This window comes from Amycolatopsis magusensis (assembly GCF_017875555.1).
Taxonomy (GTDB): Bacteria; Actinomycetota; Actinomycetes; order Mycobacteriales; family Pseudonocardiaceae; genus Amycolatopsis; species Amycolatopsis magusensis.
In genome coordinates this window covers 6,401,164-6,419,334 of record NZ_JAGGMS010000001.1, presented here as the reverse complement: position 1 = coordinate 6,419,334, position 18,171 = coordinate 6,401,164, and the positions used below count along the sequence as shown (strand labels likewise).

The following is an 18,171-nucleotide window of genomic DNA, read 5'->3' as shown; positions in this document are numbered from 1 at the left end:
GTCACCGGGATGAGTTGTGGTGGACGCTCTCGTGCACGGCGCTCCAGGCAGCCAGACGGGGCTCCAGCACCGCGTAGAACGCCGGGGTCAGCGCCATGTCGAAATGGCTGCTCGCGATTTCGACGCATTCGGCCGAGGGATCCAGGCACGATTTCCACGGGGCCACCCGGTCCGCGCGGGAGTAGACGGCGAGCGCGGGCATTCCGCGGGGAAGGGGCGAGGCCAGCGCCCGGACGTTCTCTTCGTAGCAATCGCCGCTGAAGCATTCGTCGTCGAGCAGACCGGGCAGGCCCATCGCGGAGAGCTTGGTGAGCATCCGTGCGTGGCGGATGACCCGCGGGTTCGCGCTGAGGGGATCGAGAACCGGGCTGCCGGCCGTCACCAGCGCTCGCACCAGCTCAGGTCGCCGGCTCGCGAGGAGCCGGGCGAGCCAGCCGCCACGGCTCTGTCCCAACAGGACGATCGGCCCGCCGGTGGCCCGTGCGTGCTGCTCGGCGCGCTGTTCGACGCGGTCCACCATTTCGGTGGTGCAGCCCACGTTGAGCCCGATGTGGGCACGGGCCGGTCGATATCCGCGTCGGCGTAGCCACTTCCGGGTGAGGGCGAGTGTCCAGTCACCGCAGCCGAAACCGGGCACGAGGAGCACGCCGAGGCCCGCACCCGCGTCGCCGGGAGAACGCACGCCCAGTTCACGGGCCGCGAACCGCAGCTCGGTGACCAGGCGTCCCTTGGCGACTCCCACGCGCGCCCTCCCGTCCACAGTGCACTTCGCGTACCCGTGACGGTCTCCGGAAAACACTTGTTCCGGCGCCGGGCGGACTGGATCGCTTCGGGCCTGGGTACCTGAAGCCGATGTACGCCGACGCGCTCGTCCAGCCGTGGCTGGCGGTCCTGCTCCGGGAAACACCCGGGATCGACCTGTTCGACATCCACACCCACATCGGGCAGAACGACCCGAGCGGCTTCCACGCCGGACTGCCCGAACTGCGTGAGGCACTCGCCCGCGTCGACGCCCGTGCCGCGGTGTTCCCGTTGAAGGAGCCGGAAGGCTATTCCGCGGCCAACGACAAGGTGATCGACGCGGCTGCCGACGATCCGGCACTCGTCCCGTTCTGCCGGATCTCGCCCCACGACCACCCGGTGCGGGAAGCGGAACGCTGCGTCGAACGCGGTGCCTGCGGGATCAAGCTGCACCCGGCCAGCGACGAGTTCACCCTCGACGACGAGCGGCTCACCGGGGTGTTCGACCTGGCCGAGGCGCGGCGCCTGCCGGTGCTGGTGCACGCGGGCCCGGAGAACAAGCCATTCGGGGACAGCCTGACCGACCTGCTGACCCGCCGCCCCGGACTCCGCGTCATCCTCGCGCACGCCGGGCTCACCGACCTGTCGTGCCTGGCCGGCCGGGCGGCCGGCTTCCCGAACCTGTTCTTCGACACCTCGTGGTGGAGCCCGACCGACCTGGTGCTGCTGCTGGGCACGGTGCCACCCGGACAGGTGCTCTTCGGCAGCGATGTGCCCTACTCGACCCCTGTGTGGGGCGCGCACGCGGCGTTGCGCTGCGCCCGGTACGCGGGCTTGGACCACGAACAGATCCGGTCGGTGATGGGTGGGCAGGCCCGGCGGCTGGTCGAGCGGGCCGACGTGCTCGACCAGGGCCCGGCGCCCGGCCCGCCACCCGCACTGGACCTGCTGCTGGAACGGCTCTACGTCTACCTGGCCGCCGGTGTGGAGGCCACCAAGCGCGGTGAGGGCCCGGAACAGATGCTCGACCTGGCCAAGCACTGCTGCCGCGTACCCGCCGATCACCCCCACGCCGAGGTGTTCGCGTCCGTCGAACAACTGCTCGATCGCTATACCGGCCACGAACTCACGTCGAGCACGCCCTACGCGCCCGGCTGGGACCTCGTCACCGCGGCCGCCATGGTGGCGCGCACCCCCGGCCCGCCCCTGCCATGACACTGGTCCAGCGACGAGAGTACAGATGAAGACCTCTTCATATGTGTGTTACGGTGCTGGAGGAAGGCAGGTCGGGCACGGGAGGCAGTGTGCGGGCGTCGTCGATGTTCGCCAGCCGGGACTACCGGCATCTGTTCGCCGCGCAGGTGGTGGCGTTGTTCGGCACGGGGCTGGCCACGGTCGCGCTGGGACTGCTGGCCTACGAGCTGGCGGGGGAGCGGGCGGGCGCGGTGCTGGGAACCGCGCTGGCGATCAAGATGGTCGCCTACGTGACGATCGCGCCGATCGCGGGCGCGTACGCGGACCGGTTGCCGCGGCGCGGGTTCCTGGTGGGGCTGGATCTGATTCGGGCGGCGGTGGTGCCGGCGTTGCCGTTCGTCACCGAGATTTGGCAGGTCTACGTGCTGATCTTCGTGCTGCAGTCGGCTTCCGCGGCGTTCACGCCGACGTTCCAGGCGGTGCTGCCGGACATCCTGCCCGAGGAGAAGCAGTACACGCGGGCGTTGTCGGCGTCGTCGCTGGCGTCGAGCATGGAAACGTTGCTGAGCCCGGTGCTGGCCGCGGCGCTGCTCGGCGTGGTGAGCTTCCACTGGTTGTTCAGCGGCACCACGGCGGGATTCCTGGCTTCGGCGTTGCTGGTGGTGAGCTCGCGCATCCCGCGGGCCAAGCCGAGTCCGCGGGCGAGGGTCCTTGATCGCATCGCGGCGGGAGTGAAGATTTTCGTTGCCACACCACGGTTACGGGCGGTGCTGGCGCTGGATCTGGCGGTGGCGGGTGCCGGTGCGGTGGTCATGGTCAACACGGTGAACTACGTCCACGACGCACTCGGCCTGGCCGACGCGGAGGTCGCGCTCCTGCTGGCGGCCAACGGCGCGGGCACGATCGTGGTAGCGCCGGCGCTGCCCAAGGTGCTGGACCGGCTGGCCGAGCGCACGGTGATGACCACCGGCGCGGTGGTGTTGTGCGCCGGGACGGCCGGTGCGCTCGGACTGTCCGCTGTGGACAGTGGGGCATGGCGGTGGCCGGTCGCGCTGGGGGTGTGGGCGGTGTTCGGGGCCGGTGTGGCCCTGGTGCTGACGCCGGTGGGCCGGGTGCTGCGGCGTTCGACCGCCCCGGCGGATCGTCCGGCGATTTTCGCCGCGCAGTTCTCGCTTTCGCACGCGTGCTGGTTGCTCAGCTACCCGATCGCGGGCTGGGGCGTGACCGCGTTCGGGTTCACCGCGGGATGGATCGCACTCGGCGTGCTCGCCGTGGGTGGCACCGTCGCCGCGATGGTGTTGTGGCCGCGACACGATCCCGAGGTCCTCACCCACGTGCACTTCGACGTGCCCGCCGACGACGGCCACCTCGCCGACGCCGAACCCACCCCCGCCGGCGGCTGGCGGCACACGCACGCCTTCACCATCGACGCCCGCCACCGCACCTGGCCCACGGCGCGAGCGCTGCAGAAGACCTAGTACCGCAACGTCACTGGCCCTTGCTCATGCGCAGGATCAGGGCGACCGTGTCCTCCGAGTGGACCGCCGGAGTCAGGACCTCCTGGAGGAGCAGGCCACGAATCGCGGCGACGGTGACGGTGGCCGTGGTCAGCGCTTCCTCGGCGTCGAGCCCTTCGCGTTCCGCGAGCGAGGCCAGCATCCTGGTCAGGTCGTCGAGTGAGTCGATGAACTCACGGAAGTTCTCCGGGGCGTACGCGGCCAGGCCTACGACGTGGAAGAAGCCGCGGACACGCGACAGCTGCTCCGGGCGGGTGTAGGTCCGCCAGATCGCCAGGACGAGGTCGTCGAAGGTGCCTTGCCGGGCGGCCTCGAAAAGCGCCTCGTTGTCACGGGATCGCTGCGCCTCGAGCATGGCTGCCAGCACGCCCGGCAGCGACCCGAAGTGGTACCGCAGGAGGGCGTGGCTGGTCCCGGCCCGGGCGGCGATCTCACGGAGCGACACCTCCGGTGCGGGAAGGGCGTCGCCGAAGGCGTCGAGAAGCCGGGTCAGGAGCCGTTCGCGGGCGTCGCCGGTGCGTTCCGTGCTTGACAAGACCACTCCCACAGTTTATCCATTGGAAAAGACCGACGGCGGAGGACATGACCTGTGGGACCTTTCCAGATAACCGGCGCGGCGGTCGTCGACGGGTCGGGGCGTGACCCCGTCGACGTCGACGTCGCCATCGAAGACGGGTGTATCGCCCAGCTGGGTGCCTCCGGCGCACCCGGCGAGCGCCTGGATGCCGGGGGATTGACGATGACGCCCGGCCTGATCGACGCGCACGTGCACCTGGGCCTGTCGAGCCCGATCCAGCCGCAGTTCTCGTTCCGGATCAGTGCCGCCGAGATCGCGGCGGACATCTTCGCCACGGCCGGTGCGACGCTCGACGCCGGCTTCACGACCGTCAGGGACACCGGCGGGATCGACGGCGGCGTGGTCACCACGATCGCCAAGGGCAAGGTCAGGGGGCCGCGCGTGCTGTCGTGCGGACCCGTGCAGTGCCAGACCGGCGGGCACGGCTACTACGGCGCCGAGTGGGAACCCACCGAGCTGTGGAGCAGTCATCACGTTCCCGGTCTGTGCGCCCTGTCGATGATGTCGGGCAACGCGGACGAGCTGCGAAGCAACGTACGCGAGGCGTTCCGTCGTGGAGCCTCCTTCCTGAAGCTCTGCGTGACCGGCGGCGTGGTCGGCGCGCACGATCGGCTGACCGACACCCAGTTCACCGTGGACGAGATCGCCGTCGCGGTTCAGGAAGCCGCGGCACGGGGCACCTATGTGACGGCTCACGCCCACAACAACGAAGGCATCCGGAACGCGGTCGAGGCCGGGGTGCGCTGTATCGAACACGGCACCGACCTCGACGAGTCCACGGCCACCCTGATGGCCGGTCGCGAGGTCGCGCTGGTGCCCACGTTCGCTGTCGTCGAGCAGCTGCTGCACGACACCGCTGGAGCCGGGCTCGGCGAGTCGACCCGCGACCGTGTGCTGGGTGTTCGTGAGCGGATGACCGAGGCGCTCGCCGTCGCCAAGGAGGCCGGAGTGCGGATCGGGCTGGGTTCCGATCTCATCGGTCCGGCCCAGGGCCGCCGAGGCGAAGAGCTCACGTTGCGCGCGGAGCTGGAGACGCCGATGGAAGCTCTCGTGGCGGCCACGAGAACCAACGCCGAGATTCTCGGCCTGTCCGACCAGGTGGGGGTCATCGCTCCCGGCATGCAGGCGGACCTCGTGCTCTGGAACGGAAATCCGCTCGAAGACCCGAAGCTGTTCGCCGACCCCGCCAACGCCGTACTCGTCGTCCAAGCCGGACGTGTTGTGAAGGATCTCCGATGAGCACACTGTGGAACGGCTGCCTCGCCGACACCGACTACTTCGAAATGCGCTCCGGCAGCGGGCACGACTACGGCGTCTGGGTCACCACGCCACCGGGCTACGACCCCGCCACGGCGCCGGCGCCTGCCGTGTACGTGCTGGACGGCAACTGGGCCGTGGGCCTGACGGCTCCGCTCATCGTCACCCAGCTGGACCCGATGCAGCGGATCCAGCCCTACCTCCAGGTCAGCGTCGGCTACGCGGGGGAAGACGCACAGCACTGGGACCGGCTGCGCAACAGGGACCTCGTGCCACCCGGTGAGCCCATCGCCAAGGAGCTCATCGATGCCGTGGAGATGGGTGTTCGAATGGGCGCGAGGACCCGCGAAGAAGCCGACGCCTACCTCGCCGAACTGCGCGACACCCACGCCGATGCGTTCCTGGCCTTTCTCACCACGGAACTGCACCCGCGCATCGAACGTGACTACCGCACAGCCACGAGCGGTCACGGCCTCTTCGGCTACTCCTACGGTGGACTTTTCAGCCTCTACACCTGGCTCACCGGCAGCACGCTCTTCGAGACCATCGGAGCGGGCAGCCCCGGCGTCGCCGGTGAAGACAGCCGGATCTTCGCCCAACTCCAGGAGCTGGGTGACAGCCGCAATGCCGCCAAGCTGCACGTGACCCTCAACGAGCGAGAGCTGCTCGGAGACCTGCCCATCTACCAGAGCCTCACGAAGAACACGGCCACCGTCCTGCACCGCCTCACCGCCCGCGGCGAAGCCGTCACCAGCACGATCCTGCGCGAAACGCACGTGACCGGCCTGCAGGCCTCGTTCCTCAGCTACCTCAGGACCTGCCGGGCCCAGTAAGCGAGACCGCCGCACTGGGCGGCCCGCCCGCCCAGCCCTTCTTTCGTCCCAGGCCCGTCACCAGCTGCGAGCGGCTATGGTGCGGCCGTAGATTCGCTTCTCGCCAGGCTCGATCCCGAGCACGGGCCCCCGGTTGGCGGCGCTGCCGTGTGAGCTGGTCTGTGCGACGACCTGGATGGCCGACGCGAACGAGTGCATCGCACCCCGGATCGGCTTGCCGCAGCTGGCGGTGGCTTGGCCGGAGCCGTCCGGGTTCGATGAGCAGGATGAGCGCGCCGGGCTGCAAGTGTCCGCCTGACAGCGCTCAGCGATGGTGCGTGTCAGGCGGAACGGTCGAGGCCGAGGATGCGGGTCAGGTCGCGGAGGCATTCTTCGTAGACGGGTTCCAGGTCCGAGTAGGCGAAGTCCAGTTGGTGCAGGACTTCCATGCACAGCAACCCGTACAGCCGGGTCCAGCAGGACAGGAAGACGTGCGCGGCTTCGGGTGGGAGTCGTCCGCCGATGGTGGTGGAGTAGGTGGTCAGTTGCTCGCGCAGTGACGCGGGCAACTCGGCCGGGTCGGGTACCGGGAACGGGTTCGTCTCCCACAGTTCGACGGTGAGGTCCAGCAGGACCTGTTCGAACCGCTGCCCGGCCTGGTGGCGCTCCGAGTCCGGTTGACGGTTCGCCGGGGTGATGGGGCTGGCGAAGATCCAGCCGAACTCGGCCGGGTGCGCGATGGCCCAGGCGCGCATGGCCCGGCAGGCCGCGAGGATGCGCTCGCCGGCCGGTGCGCCGGCGTGCGCGTCGCGGGCCTCTTCCATGGTGGCGGCCAGTTCGCGGAAGAAGTCCGCGGTCACCGCCCCGATCAGCGCGTCGTGCCCGGAGTAGTAGTGGTACAGCGCGGGCCCGCTCATGCCCACTTCCCTGGCGACCGCGTTGATGGTGACCGCCGCCGGTCCCTGGTCGACCAGGAGCTTGCGCACCGCCGCGTGGATCTCCGCCAAGGCGGTCTTGCGCAGCCGATCGCGCCGGTTGCCGGTCTGTGCGGACATCCCACTCCTCTGTCGCTCGGGTAGCACCGTTGACAGCCTAGATCATCTATGGTTCCTTAATGGCTCTAAGTGACTCTAGAGGCATTAAGGAGAACTCGTGAGATCTGGACGGCAGGGGGAGGGGCGATGAAGGTGGTCATCGTGGGAGGTGGCATCGGCGGGCTGGCCGCGGCGGTCGCCTTCGAGCAGCGCGGCTGGCAGGTGGAGGTCCTCGAACGCGCCCCGGAGTTCACCGAGATCGGTGCGGGGGTGTCGATCCAGCCCAACGGCCTGCGTGCGCTGGACGCACTGGGCCTGGGCGAACCCCTGCGTTCCGGCGGCCTGGCCGAGCCGCTCGCCGGGGTCCGCCGCACGGACGGGCGGTGGCTGATCCGCAACGACGTCGACGACCTGAAACGCCGCTTCGGCCAGTGGGTGACCGTGCACCGGGCCGCCCTGATCGACCTGCTGCGCGCGGCCGTGGCCACCTCGGCTCTGCGGCCGGGCACCGAGGGCCACTCGGTACGGCCCGACGGCACGGTCGTGCACAGCGGCGGGACCTCGACCGCGGATCTCGTGGTGGGCGCCGACGGCGTGCACAGCGTGACCCGGCGCTCGGTCTGGCCACACGTGCCGGGCGCGCACTACGTCGGTTACACGACCTGGCGCCTCATCACGTCAGCTCACCCCGTCACGGTGAGCGCGGAGACCTGGGGGAGGGGCGAACGGTTCGGCCACGCGCCGATGCCCGACGGCCGCGTCTACTGCTACCTGATGGCCAACGCCCCGGCCGGTTCCCGTACGGGCCTGGACCAACTGCGCGAGCGGTTCGCACGCTGGCACGACCCCATCCCGGCGTTGCTGGCCAGTGCGCACGAGGACGCGGTGTCGCAGCACGACACCTACGAGCTGTCCGAATTGGACACCTACGTCGATGGGAAGGTCGCGCTCCTCGGGGACGCCGCGCACGCGATGACCCCCAATCTGGGGCAGGGCGCCTGCCAGGCACTGGAGGACGCGGTCACGCTCGCCGCAGCGGTGGACACCTTCGGCGTGCCCGCGGGATTGGCGGAATACGACCGCGTTCGCCGGCCGCGCACCCAGTTGATCGCCCGCCGCTCGCGTCAGGCGGGCGCTCCCGCGCACTGGAAGTCCCCATCCTTGACCGCGCTGCGCGACGCGGCGCTTCCCCGTCTGCCGAACTCGCTCTTCGCCGGTTCGGTCACCTCCGCCTACACCTGGACGCTCTGAACTCGTTCAGTACCAACGAAAGGCCGGCATGCTTCTTCCCCGGATCGTGATCGCCGCCGTCGGAGTGATCACCGCGGTCGGCGCCGTACTCGCCGATCTGGTCATCCCCGACCTGGCCGCGCAGCACGCCTTCAACCCCGCGTGGCCGCCCCACGCCAAGTTCCACGACGCCCAGTACGTGGTGATGACCGTGCTCCTCGGCGCCCTCAGCCTGATCCTGATCGCACGGCGAACCCCGAACATGCGAGGCCGGTTGCTGTGCGCCGCCGCCATCCTGGCCACTCCCTGGCTCGGCATGGCCGGCGCGATGTTGTTCCCCGGGACCGCCACCTACGATCCGGAATTCGCCGGTCAGACCCTGTTCGTGCTCGGCCTGCACGGGCAGGTGTTCCTGGCCGTTGTCCTGCTCCTCGCCCTGGGCGGCGCGACAGTGGCGACGTTGCGCGTCCCCGCCCACCGGCTGTGAGCTGCTGATCAGGTAGGTGGTGCGCCCGGGGCGGCGCTATGTCCTTGCTCGACCGCGTGGCCACTCCGGAACCGCGGAATGGTGTCAACTCGGTGGCCGCGCGGGCCTTATTCGAATGGCGGTGTCCCGTCCCGGAACGGGCCGACTAGCGTCGGCGCATGGTGTCCGCCGCGCAGGCGCGCGAAAAGTACGACCAGCTCGTCGACCGGTACGAGGAGATCTTCTTCTACGTCGGCACCGTGGGGCAGCGGCTGGTCGAGTTCGCCGCGCCGGCGCCGGGTTCACGGGTGCTCGACGTGGGTGCCGGTCGCGGGGCGGTCACCCGGGCGGCCTTGGGGCTCGGCTGCTCTGTGACGGCTGTCGACGCCTCGCCGAAGATGATCGCGCGGCTGGTCGAGGACCACCCGGAGGTCACGGGTGTCGCGATGGACGCCGCGCACCTGGACTTCGCGGACGGTGCGTTCGATCTCGCCGCGGCCGGTTTCGTGGTGCAGGTCCTGGACGATCCCGCCGCGGTGCTCGGCGAGGTCCACCGGGTGCTCAGGCCGGGCGGGATCGTCGCGCTGTCACTGGAAACCCAGTCCGTGGGCCGCCTCGGGTGGTTCCAGGACCTCACCCTCGAGTTCTTCGCGCCCAGCACTGAAGCGGGCCCGCCGCCTCCCGCGGACGACAGCACCGAGCAGACCGGTCCGCTGACCCACGACCGTCTCGACGCACTGCTCGCGGACACCGGTTTCGCCGACGTGGAACGCCTGTCGATCGAGATGCCCGTGCCCATCACCGACCCGCCCGCGCTCTGGGATTGGCTGCTGCCCCGCGGCCTCGCCGAAATCCACGGCACGCTCCCCGAGGACCGCCGCGCCGAGTTCCACACCCGTTTCCTCGCAGGCGCCCAGACCATGCACGACGACGGCGGCATCACCCTCGACTTCGCCGCCACGCTGCACCGCGCCCGCCGTCCCTAGGGAACGCGGCTGGTGGGTGACCTCGTAGCGGACGGCGAGCTTGTCCAATCTCGTCGCGACCGGGTCAGGGTGCGGTAGGCGGAAGGTCCATGATGCCGGTGGCTTGCGACCAGACACAACGCCACGTGCCGCCGTCATCGGTGTAGACGTCGGTGTGCCAGGCCTCGTGCCGCGGGATGTCCGCGCCGTCGACGGTGAGTTCGATGACGCACCGGTAGCGGAGGACGACGAGGTCGGTGCCGACGACGGCGTCCACGTCGCCGATCAGCCCCAGTTCCCGGTAGGCGACCCGCCCGCTGGTGAGGAGATCCAGGTATTCGGCCTTCGTCCACACGGTGCCGGTCGGGTTGCACAACCGGTACTCGGCGGCGTGCAAGCGGTCGTAGGTGCCGCGATCCACGTCGAGGAGACAGTGGATCCGCTCCCGCTCGGCCTGGATCACCTGGCTGGCCACATCGTCGGTCATCCGCGCTCCTCCGTTGAGCATGGCCGTCGGCTCCACGGTATCGGGGGACCAGGAGTACGCGCTCGACGACTTCTTCGCCGCGTCAGCCGGGGACGGCGGCGCTCGCCCAGCGCGGGGCGTGCCACGAGCGGGCTGCCTGGCGGGCGGCGTCCAGGCGCAGCAGGGTGGCGCGGTGGTCGGCGGGGCGGTCGTCGGCGGCCAGCCGGTCGGCGGCGTAGGCACGCAGCAGTCCGGTCAGCTCCAGCCGCGGCGCCGGCTCGGCCCAGTGGGCGGTCACCAGCCCGGCGGTCACCAGTTCCGCGACCGCCGAGTCCGCTTCGTCCGCGGTGGAGCCGAGCAGCGCCGCGCACATCGGGCCGATAGGCACCGGGCCGCCGACCAGGGGCAGCCGCCGGAAGAGGTGCTGGGCGGCCGGGCCGAGCGGCCGGTACATCGACGCGAAGGCCTCGGTGACGTCGAGGTGCGCGTGGGACAGCGCGGCCAGCAGGCGACCGGGACGTCTCAGCTGGGCGACCAGGGTGGCGATCCGCCAGTCCGGGCGGGCCGCGAGCCGGGCCGCGGCGGCCCGGACCGCCAACGGCAGGCGGTCGCACAGCTCGACCAGGTGGCGGACGGCGTCCGGCTCGCTGCGGGGCCGTTCGTCACCGAGGACGGTGCTGACCAGGCGCACCGCGTCCGCCACCGGCAGCGGGGCCAGCGGCAGGTGGTGGACGCCGGGCAGCGCGGTGAGCCGCTGCCGCGAGGTGACCAGTACCGCGGCCGACGGCCCGCCCGGCAGCAGCGGCAGGAGCTGCCCTTCACCCGAGGCGTCGTCGAGCACCACGAGGATCCGCCGTCCGGCCAGCCGGTCGCGGTAGAGCGCCGCCCTCGCGTCCGCACCGGCCGGGAGTTCGGCGTCCGGGACACCCAGCGCGGCCAGGAACCGGCCGAGCACCGCCGTCGCGGCCCTCGGTTCGGCGGTGGTCCCGGCCAGCCCGGCGTAGAGCTGGCCGTCCGGGAACACCGGCGCCAGCCGGTGGCCCAGGTGCACGGCCAGGGCGGACTTGCCGGCGCCCGCGATCCCGGTCAACGCGACGATCGGCATCCCGGGGCCGGTGAGCAGCCGCTCGGCCCGCGCGGCTAGCCCTTCACGACCGGCGAAGTCGGCAGCCGCGAGGGGCAGGAGGCGGGCGGCCCGGCCGCCGTCCGGCGGTGCGGGCGGGGGAGTGCTCTCGGCGGGACGGCTGGGTGTGGCCGCGAGGACGGCACGTTCCGCGCGGCGCAGCTCTTCGCCGGGTTCCAGGCCGAGCTGTTCCACGAACAGCTGCCGGGCCCGCTGGTACGACGCCAGCGCCTCGGCCCGGCGCCCGGACTGGGCGAGCGCGAGCATGTGCAGCGACCGGACGCGCTCGCGGAAGGGGTGCGCCTCGACCAGTTCGCCAAGTTCCCCGGCCAGCCGGGCCGCCTGGCCCAGTTCCAGCAGGACCGCGACGTGCTCCTCCACCACGGCGAAGCGGCGTTCGGCGAGCCGTTCGGCGGCCGAGCGGACCAGCCTGCTGGGGACGCCGAGCAGCGGCTCGTCCCGCCACAGGGCCAGCGCGGTCCCGTACAGCCCGGCCGCCTCCGACGGACGTCGTTGCGTGGCCGCGAACCGGGCACGCCGCACCGCGTCGTCGAACGCCGCGAGGTCGTGCGTCGCCGCTCCGACCTGGGCGAAGTACCCGGGTGCGCGGGTGACGATGGTGCCGGGCAGGCCGCCGTCGGCCAGGCGCCGTCGCAGGGCGGACACGCAGATCTGCACCTGGGCGCGCGCGGTGGCGGGCGGCGCGTCGTCCCACACGGCGTCGATGAGCCGGTCGACCGGCACCACCTGGCCGGGCTCGAGCAACAGCATCGCCAGCACGACCCGCTGCCGCGGCGCGGGGACCGCCACCGGGCCCGCCGGGCCGTGCACCTCCAGCGTGCCGAGGACGCCGAACCGCGTACCGGTCGCCTGCGTGGACATCGCACCTCGTCTCTGGCGGGACCGGCCTGCTGCCGATCACCCCGCCGAGGGAAACGATGCCCGTTCGGGCGTCCGCCCACATGGGTACTCGACCCCCATATTCCGGCCAGGGGGACGGCGCACCGCCGGTACCGCACACCCGGCGTGCCACGGCTACCGCCGTCCGGGCGGCTTCGTACGACGGGGGAAACGCGCTGCGTGGCGGGTGCGCCCGTTCGGCGTGGGCAATTCCGGCGGGACGGCGATAGCCGCCGATACGGGCCGCGGAAAGCCGATGTGGCCGCGATGGGCGGCCGATAGCCGGATTCCGAGACTCGGAGACATGCCCCAGCCGCCCCTTCCGGTGCCGTCCGCGCTGCACGTGCTCGTCACGAGCGTGCAGTCCGACGCGCACACCTGGAACCTGATGTTCCTCCAGCTGACCGTCGAAGAACTGGGTCACCGGGTGACCAACCTCGGCCCTTGCGTACCCGAAGCGCTGCTGGCCGCCGAGTGCGTGCGATTGCGGCCGGACCTGGTCGTGGTCAGCAGCGTCAACGGCCACGGGTTCGCCGACGGGCTGCGGCTCATCGCCGGCCTGCGCAGCCGCGCCGAGCTGGCCGGGTTGCCGGTCGTCATCGGCGGGAAGCTCGGCGTGAACGGGGAGGAAGGCGCCCAGGAGCGCGGCGCCGCACTGGTCGAGGCCGGGTTCGACGCGGTGTTCGGCGAGGAAACCGTGCACCTCGCCGGAACCGGGGCGCTCCCCGCAGCGGACGGCTCCCGCCTGTTCCGCTCCTACCTGGCGGCGCTGCCCGCGGGCCTGCCGTGCTGACGGCGGGACTCGCGCCGGTGCGGGCCGCGTCGTTCGGCGACTTCGTGGCGCGTGCCGCGGCGGCCGGACGACTGGTGGTGCAGCCGCGCATGGGGTTCAGCGACCCGGACCGGCTGCGCGCCGGGCTCGCGGCGACCAAGGCCGCGGACGCGGTCACCGTCGGCACCCTGACCCTGGACAGCTACACCCGCGTCGGCGACCACACCGCGGCGCTCGAAGCGCTGACCGTCGGCGCCGACCTCAACGGCTACCCGCTGGTGGCGCACGGCCCGGAAACCACCCGCGCGGTGCTGGCCGGGCTGGCTGGCGACGACTTCCCGGTGCAGGTCCGCCACGGCTCGGCCGTGCCGGGGGACATCATCGCCGCGCTCGGCCCGTCCGGCCTGCACGCCACCGAGGGCGGTCCCGTGTCGTACTGCCTGCCCTACGGCCGGACGCCCCTGCGGGAGTCGGTGGACAACTGGCGCCGGGCCTGCGAACTGCTCGCGGAGCTGCGCGCGCCGGGAGTGGAACCGCATCTGGAGACGTTCGGCGGCTGCCTGATGGGCCAGCTGTGCCCACCCGGGTTGCTGGTCGCGCTCAGCGTGCTCGAAGCGCTGTTCTTCACCACGCACGGGCTGCGCAGCGTTTCGCTGAGCTACGCCCAGCAGACCGACCCGGAACAGGACGCCGAAGCCGTCCGTGCCCTGCGCACGCTGGCCACCGAGCTGCTGCCCGGCGTGCAGCACCACATCGTCGTCTACACCTACATGGGCGTGTACCCGCGCACCCCCGAGGGCGCGACCCGGCTGCTCGAACTCGCCGCCGAACTCGCGGTGCGCACCGGCGCCGAACGGCTGATCGTCAAGACCGTCGCCGAGGCGTTCCGGATCCCCACCGTCGCGGAGAACGTGGCCGCCCTCGAAGCCGCCGACCGGGCCGCCCGGCGCACCGCGCCCGAACCGTCCACACCGGACGATCAGTTCGGGATCCTCGCCGAGGCGCGCGCACTCGTCGAGGCGGTGCTGGAACTGGCCGACGACCCCGGCCGCGCGCTGCTCACCGCGTTCGCCCGCGGCCACCTCGACGTCCCGTACTGCCTGCACCCGGACAACGCCGGGCGCAGCCGGGGCTACCTCGACGACCGCGGGCGGCTGCGCTGGGCCGAGACCGGCGCGATGCCGGTGGCCGCCGACCGCGCCGGCACCAGGCCGATGACCGCCGCCGGCCTGCTCACCGCACTGTCGCATGTGGAGCGCCGGCTCGACCGGGCCGCGCTCGGAACCGACCGACTGGGAGTCCACCGATGACCGTAGCCCCCGACCCCACGGCACCCGCCGTCCTCAATCCCGTTTCAGCCCTGCCCGGCTCACCCGGCGAGCACCTGTCCTCGCCGGTCACGCAGGCGGCCCTGCGCATCCAGCACGGCCTGCTCGCGGGGGCCCGCGAGTTCCTGGCCGACGCCGGGTTCACCGAGGTGCTGCCCCCGGTGATCGGCCCGGTCACCGACCCCGGCGCCCGCGGCGCCAAGCAGGTCGACGTCGACTACTACGGCCACCGCTACAAGCTGATGACCAGCGCGATCCTGTACAAGCAGGCCGCGTTGCGCGCGTTCGACCGCATCTACTCGATCGCGCCGAACGTGCGGCTCGAGCCGCTGGAGACGGCGAACACCGACCGCCACCTCGCCGAGTTCCACCAGATCGACGTCGAACTCGCGCACGGCACCCGCGACGACGCGGTGGAGGTGGCCACCGGGCTGATCACCCACGCGGTGCGCCGGGTGGTCGAGCTCTACCCGGAGGAGCTGGCGCGGCTGGGCCGTGACCCGCGCGCGTTCGACGAACTGCGGGAAGGCGTGTTCGACCGCCGCACGCACGCCGACGCCGTCGCGCGGTTGCGGGCGCTGGGCCACGACCAGAACCCGGGTGCGGAGATCGACTGGGAAGGCGAGGCGATCCTGTCGCGCGAGGCCACCCGCCCGTTCTTCGTCACCGACTACCCCAAGGGCTCGCGCGGCTTCTACGACCGCGAGAACCCGGACCAGCCCGGCACCCTGTGCAACTTCGACCTGCTGGCGCCCGAAGGCTTCGGTGAGCTGATCAGCGGCAGCCAGCGCGAAGCCGACTACGCCCGCGTGATCGCGCGGATGCGTGAAACCGGGGAGAACCCGGCGAAGTACGGCTGGTACCTGGACCTGCTGCGCGAAGGGCTGCCCGGCAGCGCCGGCTTCGGGATCGGCGTGCAGCGGCTCACCCGGTACGTCGCCGGGCTGCGCTCGGTGTGGCAGGCCACGGCCTTCCCGAAGGTGCCGGGGGTGGTCGCGCCGTGACCGCCGGGCTGTCCGCCCCGGGCTTCCCCGAGGACGCCGTGCGGGACCGGGCCCGCCGCGGCGCCGCGGCGATCTTCCCGGACCGCGCGGGTTACGGGCACACGCTCCACGGCGCGGGTGCCGCACCGGCCGCCGACGGACTGGACGCCGCCCGCCTGGTGCCACCGGTGTTCGTGCCGCGCCGCCTGGGCAAGCTGATCGACCTGGCCCGCGAACCGGTCTACGCCGACGTCGACACCTCCGCCGCGGTCGGCGGGTTCGCGGCCACGCTGCCGGTGTACGTCTCGGCGTTCGGGTCCACCCAGGTGGCCGGGGCCGACCTCGGGCGCGCCGTGGCGCGGCAGGCCGGACGGCTCGGGCTGCCGATGGTCATCGGCGAGAACGTGGTGCCGGTCAACGGCTACGGCCGCGTCACCGAGGGTGAGAGCGCCCTGCTCGGCCGCCTGCGTGCCTACGCCGAAGCCGTGCCTGACGAGCAGGGCGGCGTCGTCGTCCAGCAGAGCACCGAGGACGCCGACGCCGAGGTGTGGAACCTCGTCTACAGCGACCCGGCCGCGCGGCCGCTGCTGGACAGCGGGCGGCTCGGCTTCGAGCTGAAACTGGGCCAGGGCGCGAAACCGGGCTTGGGCGGGATGACGGTGCTCGCCGAACCCGCCGCGCGGCGGGTGGCCGGGCAGTACCTGCTCGACCCGGTGTTCGGCGAAGCCGCCGGGCAGGTGCTGCGCAGCGGCACCCCCGGCACGTTCACCCAGGAGATCCTGGCCCACCAGGTGCACCTGATGCGCAACAACTACCCGCGGGCACGGGTGTGGGTGAAGCTGCCGCCCGGGCGTGACGTCGGTGAGGCGGCCGAAGTGGCCTGGCAGGCCGGGGCCGACGCGGTGACCGTGGACGGGGCCGAAGGCGGCACCGGCTGGGCACCCTCGGCGTTCCTCGACCACGTCGGCCTGCCGCTGGCGGAGTGCCTGCGCCGGATCGCCCGCCCGGCCGAAGCGGGTTCGCTGCTGGTCAGCGGCCGGATGTGGGAGGGCACGCGGGTGGTCAAGGCGCTGGCGTCCGGGGCCACCGCGGTCGGCATCGGCCGGGCCGCGCTGCTGGCCGCGGACACCGACGCCGAGGACGGCCTGGTGCGCTTCGCCGAAGCGCTGGCCCTCGAACTGCGGCTGCTGGTCAGCGCGCTCGGCAAGTACGCGGTCGACGACCTCGGTGGCGAAGACATCTGGTCGGACGGCAGCCCGCGGCGGGAGGCGGAGTTCGCATGACCACCACCGTGAACCCGCCCGCCGGCCAGGTGGCGCCGGCCACGCCGAAACCGGCCCGCGACCGCAACTTCCGCCTGCTGTGGGCGGGCGAGGCCACCAGCAAGGTCGGCAGCGCGGTGACCGGCGTGGCGTTCCCGCTCGTCGCGGTGGTCACGCTCGGCGCGGGCACGGTGGCCACCGGCCTGCTCAACGCCATGGCGTGGTTGCCGTGGCTGCTGATCGGGCTGCCCGCCGGTGCCTGGATCGACCGGTTCTCCCGCCGCCGCACCATGCTGGCGGCCGACTTCCTGTCGATCGCGGTGCTGCTGAGCGTTCCGGTGGCCGCGTGGTTCGGCGTGCTGAGCCTGGCGCAGCTGGTAGTGGTCTCGTTCGTGGCGGGCACCGCGTCGATGTTCTTCAGCACCGCCTACCAGGCGTTCCTGCCCGCGGTGGTGGCCAAGGAGCACCTGGCCGACGCGAACGCGAAGCTGCAGGGCACCGACCAGGTGGCCAACCTCGCCGGCCCCGGCGTCGGCGGTCTGCTCACGCAGGCGGTGGGCGCGGTCTACGGCCTGCTCGCCGACGTGGTCACCTTCGCCGTCTCGGCGTTCTGCCTGCTGCGGATGCGGGTCGAGGAGCCGCTGCCGTCCAAGAAGGAGCGCACGACCCGGCTGCGCGACGAGATCGGCGAGGGCCTGCGTTACGTCGGCCGGGACCGGTACCTGCGCATCCTCGCGCTCAGCGCGGCGGTGGACAACTTCACGCTCAACGCGATGTACGCGCTCACCGTGGTCTTCCTGGTGCGCACGGTCGAGGCGCCGGCCGCGGTCGTCGGGTTCGTGCTGGCCGCGGACTTCGCCGGCGGGCTGCTCGGCGCGATGATCGCCCGGCGCGTGGCCGCCCGGCTCGGCACCGCCAGGGCCCTGCTCATCTGCTCGATCGGCACCGCCCCGTTCGCCCTGCTGATCCCGTTGACCCAGAACGGTTTCGGGCTGGTGTTCTTCGTGCTCGGCATCCTCGTGCCTTCGATCGGCATGGTGATCGGCAACGTCGTGGTCACCGGCTTCCGGCAGGCGTACTGCCCGCCGCGGCTGCTCGGCCGGATGTACGCCAGCTCGCGGTTCCTCCAGTTCGGCGTGATCCCGCTCGGCGCGGTGCTCGGCGGGGTCCTCGGCGCGGCGCTCGGGGTGCGGGAGGCGCTGTGGATCATCACCGCGGCCGGCGCGCTGGGCAAGCTGCTGCGCCTGGTCGGCCCGATCCGCGCACACCGGGACCTGCCGACCGCACCCCCGGAAGACAACCCCGAACTACGCAAGGAGCAGTGACGACCGTGGCGACGAACCCCTTCGAAGACGAGAACGGCGTGTACCTGGTGCTGGTGAACGACGAGAACCAGCACTCGCTGTGGCCGGCGCGGATCACCGTGCCCGCCGGGTGGCGCGTGGTGTTCGGCGAGGACACCCGCCAGGCGTGCCTGGACCACGTCGAGCGCTCGTGGACCGACCTGCGCCCGGCGAGCCTGGCCCGCTGATCTTCGTCCACTT

At 71.9% G+C, this 18,171-nt stretch carries 18 protein-coding genes; 13 read left to right on the top strand and 5 right to left on the bottom strand.

Annotated elements, in window-relative coordinates; all coding sequences use genetic code 11:
• Position 1: 1 nt before the first annotated feature.
• On the bottom strand, positions 2-742 hold the full coding sequence (locus JOM49_RS28430; RefSeq protein WP_308158905.1) for an alpha/beta fold hydrolase: 741 nt from the start codon (positions 740-742) through the stop codon (positions 2-4).
• 110 nt (positions 743-852) lie between these two features.
• Between JOM49_RS28430 and JOM49_RS28425 the strand changes: the two genes are divergently transcribed.
• Together JOM49_RS28425 and JOM49_RS28420 are read left to right on the top strand one after the other, a co-directional pair.
• Positions 853-1,956, top strand: a complete 1,104-nt coding sequence (locus tag JOM49_RS28425) for an amidohydrolase family protein (RefSeq protein ID WP_209667266.1) — start codon at positions 853-855, stop codon at positions 1,954-1,956.
• Between the two features lie 104 nt (positions 1,957-2,060).
• On the top strand, positions 2,061-3,413 hold the full coding sequence (locus tag JOM49_RS28420; RefSeq protein WP_209671683.1) for an MFS transporter: 1,353 nt from the start codon (positions 2,061-2,063) through the stop codon (positions 3,411-3,413).
• A gap of 10 nt (positions 3,414-3,423) precedes the next feature.
• On the opposite strand, the gene JOM49_RS28415 is transcribed toward JOM49_RS28420, so the two are convergent.
• Positions 3,424-3,993, bottom strand: a complete 570-nt coding sequence (locus JOM49_RS28415; RefSeq protein WP_209667265.1) for a TetR/AcrR family transcriptional regulator — start codon at positions 3,991-3,993, stop codon at positions 3,424-3,426.
• Between the two features lie 48 nt (positions 3,994-4,041).
• Here JOM49_RS28415 and JOM49_RS28410 point away from each other — a divergent pair, with 48 nt between their 5' ends.
• Together JOM49_RS28410 and JOM49_RS28405 are read left to right on the top strand one after the other, a co-directional pair.
• Complete coding sequence (locus JOM49_RS28410) at positions 4,042-5,268, top strand: metal-dependent hydrolase family protein (protein ID WP_209667264.1); 1,227 nt, start codon at positions 4,042-4,044, stop codon at positions 5,266-5,268.
• Positions 5,265-6,119, top strand: a complete 855-nt coding sequence (locus JOM49_RS28405; RefSeq protein ID WP_209667263.1) for an alpha/beta hydrolase — start codon at positions 5,265-5,267, stop codon at positions 6,117-6,119. Before JOM49_RS28410 ends, JOM49_RS28405 begins: the two co-directional genes overlap by 4 nt.
• Positions 6,120-6,439: 320 nt before the next feature.
• Here JOM49_RS28405 and JOM49_RS28400 read toward each other — a convergent pair whose 3' ends face one another.
• Positions 6,440-7,153: a TetR/AcrR family transcriptional regulator gene (locus tag JOM49_RS28400; protein WP_209667262.1), complete on the bottom strand. Its 714-nt coding sequence runs from the start codon at positions 7,151-7,153 to the stop codon at positions 6,440-6,442.
• A gap of 126 nt (positions 7,154-7,279) precedes the next feature.
• On the opposite strand from JOM49_RS28400, the gene JOM49_RS28395 reads away from it, so the two are divergent.
• The 3 genes from JOM49_RS28395 (at position 7,280) to JOM49_RS28385 (ending at position 9,814) form a co-directional block, all read left to right on the top strand.
• Positions 7,280-8,383, top strand: coding sequence for an FAD-dependent monooxygenase (locus JOM49_RS28395; RefSeq protein WP_209667261.1), 1,104 nt, complete (start codon positions 7,280-7,282; stop codon positions 8,381-8,383).
• A gap of 28 nt (positions 8,384-8,411) precedes the next feature.
• Positions 8,412-8,849, top strand: coding sequence for a DUF6640 family protein (locus JOM49_RS28390; protein WP_209667260.1), 438 nt, complete (start codon positions 8,412-8,414; stop codon positions 8,847-8,849).
• Positions 8,850-9,007: 158 nt separating this feature from the next.
• Positions 9,008-9,814 (top strand): class I SAM-dependent methyltransferase, encoded by an 807-nt coding sequence (locus JOM49_RS28385; RefSeq protein WP_209667259.1) that lies wholly within the window; start codon positions 9,008-9,010, stop codon positions 9,812-9,814.
• Between the two features lie 64 nt (positions 9,815-9,878).
• Here the strand turns inward: JOM49_RS28385 and JOM49_RS28380 are convergent, their stop codons facing one another.
• Together JOM49_RS28380 and JOM49_RS28375 are read right to left on the bottom strand one after the other, a co-directional pair.
• Entirely contained in the window at positions 9,879-10,280 is a 402-nt protein-coding gene (locus tag JOM49_RS28380; protein WP_209667258.1) for a nuclear transport factor 2 family protein, read from the bottom strand.
• Positions 10,281-10,362: 82 nt separating this feature from the next.
• Entirely contained in the window at positions 10,363-12,264 is a 1,902-nt protein-coding gene (locus JOM49_RS28375) for an AfsR/SARP family transcriptional regulator (protein WP_209667257.1), read from the bottom strand.
• Positions 12,265-12,586: 322 nt separating this feature from the next.
• Here JOM49_RS28375 and JOM49_RS28370 point away from each other — a divergent pair, with 322 nt between their 5' ends.
• Genes JOM49_RS28370 through JOM49_RS28345 form a run of 6 tightly spaced genes read left to right on the top strand, consistent with a single transcriptional unit; the run spans position 12,587 to position 18,158 of the window.
• Complete coding sequence (locus JOM49_RS28370) at positions 12,587-13,075, top strand: cobalamin B12-binding domain-containing protein (RefSeq protein ID WP_209667256.1); 489 nt, start codon at positions 12,587-12,589, stop codon at positions 13,073-13,075.
• Positions 13,069-14,364 carry a methylaspartate mutase gene (locus tag JOM49_RS28365; protein ID WP_308158904.1) on the top strand — a complete coding sequence of 432 codons (1,296 nt, stop codon included), beginning with the start codon at positions 13,069-13,071 and terminating at the stop codon, positions 14,362-14,364. Before JOM49_RS28370 ends, JOM49_RS28365 begins: the two co-directional genes overlap by 7 nt.
• On the top strand, positions 14,361-15,386 hold the full coding sequence (locus JOM49_RS28360) for an asparagine synthetase A (RefSeq protein WP_209667255.1): 1,026 nt from the start codon (positions 14,361-14,363) through the stop codon (positions 15,384-15,386). The genes JOM49_RS28365 and JOM49_RS28360 overlap by 4 nt, the downstream gene beginning before the upstream one ends.
• Positions 15,383-16,648: a glutamate synthase-related protein gene (locus tag JOM49_RS28355; protein WP_308158903.1), complete on the top strand. Its 1,266-nt coding sequence runs from the start codon at positions 15,383-15,385 to the stop codon at positions 16,646-16,648. The genes JOM49_RS28360 and JOM49_RS28355 overlap by 4 nt, the downstream gene beginning before the upstream one ends.
• Positions 16,645-17,952: an MFS transporter gene (locus JOM49_RS28350; RefSeq protein WP_209667254.1), complete on the top strand. Its 1,308-nt coding sequence runs from the start codon at positions 16,645-16,647 to the stop codon at positions 17,950-17,952. Before JOM49_RS28355 ends, JOM49_RS28350 begins: the two co-directional genes overlap by 4 nt.
• Positions 17,953-17,957: 5 nt before the next feature.
• Positions 17,958-18,158: an MbtH family protein gene (locus JOM49_RS28345; RefSeq protein ID WP_209667253.1), complete on the top strand. Its 201-nt coding sequence runs from the start codon at positions 17,958-17,960 to the stop codon at positions 18,156-18,158.
• The last annotated feature ends 13 nt before the right edge of the window (positions 18,159-18,171 follow it).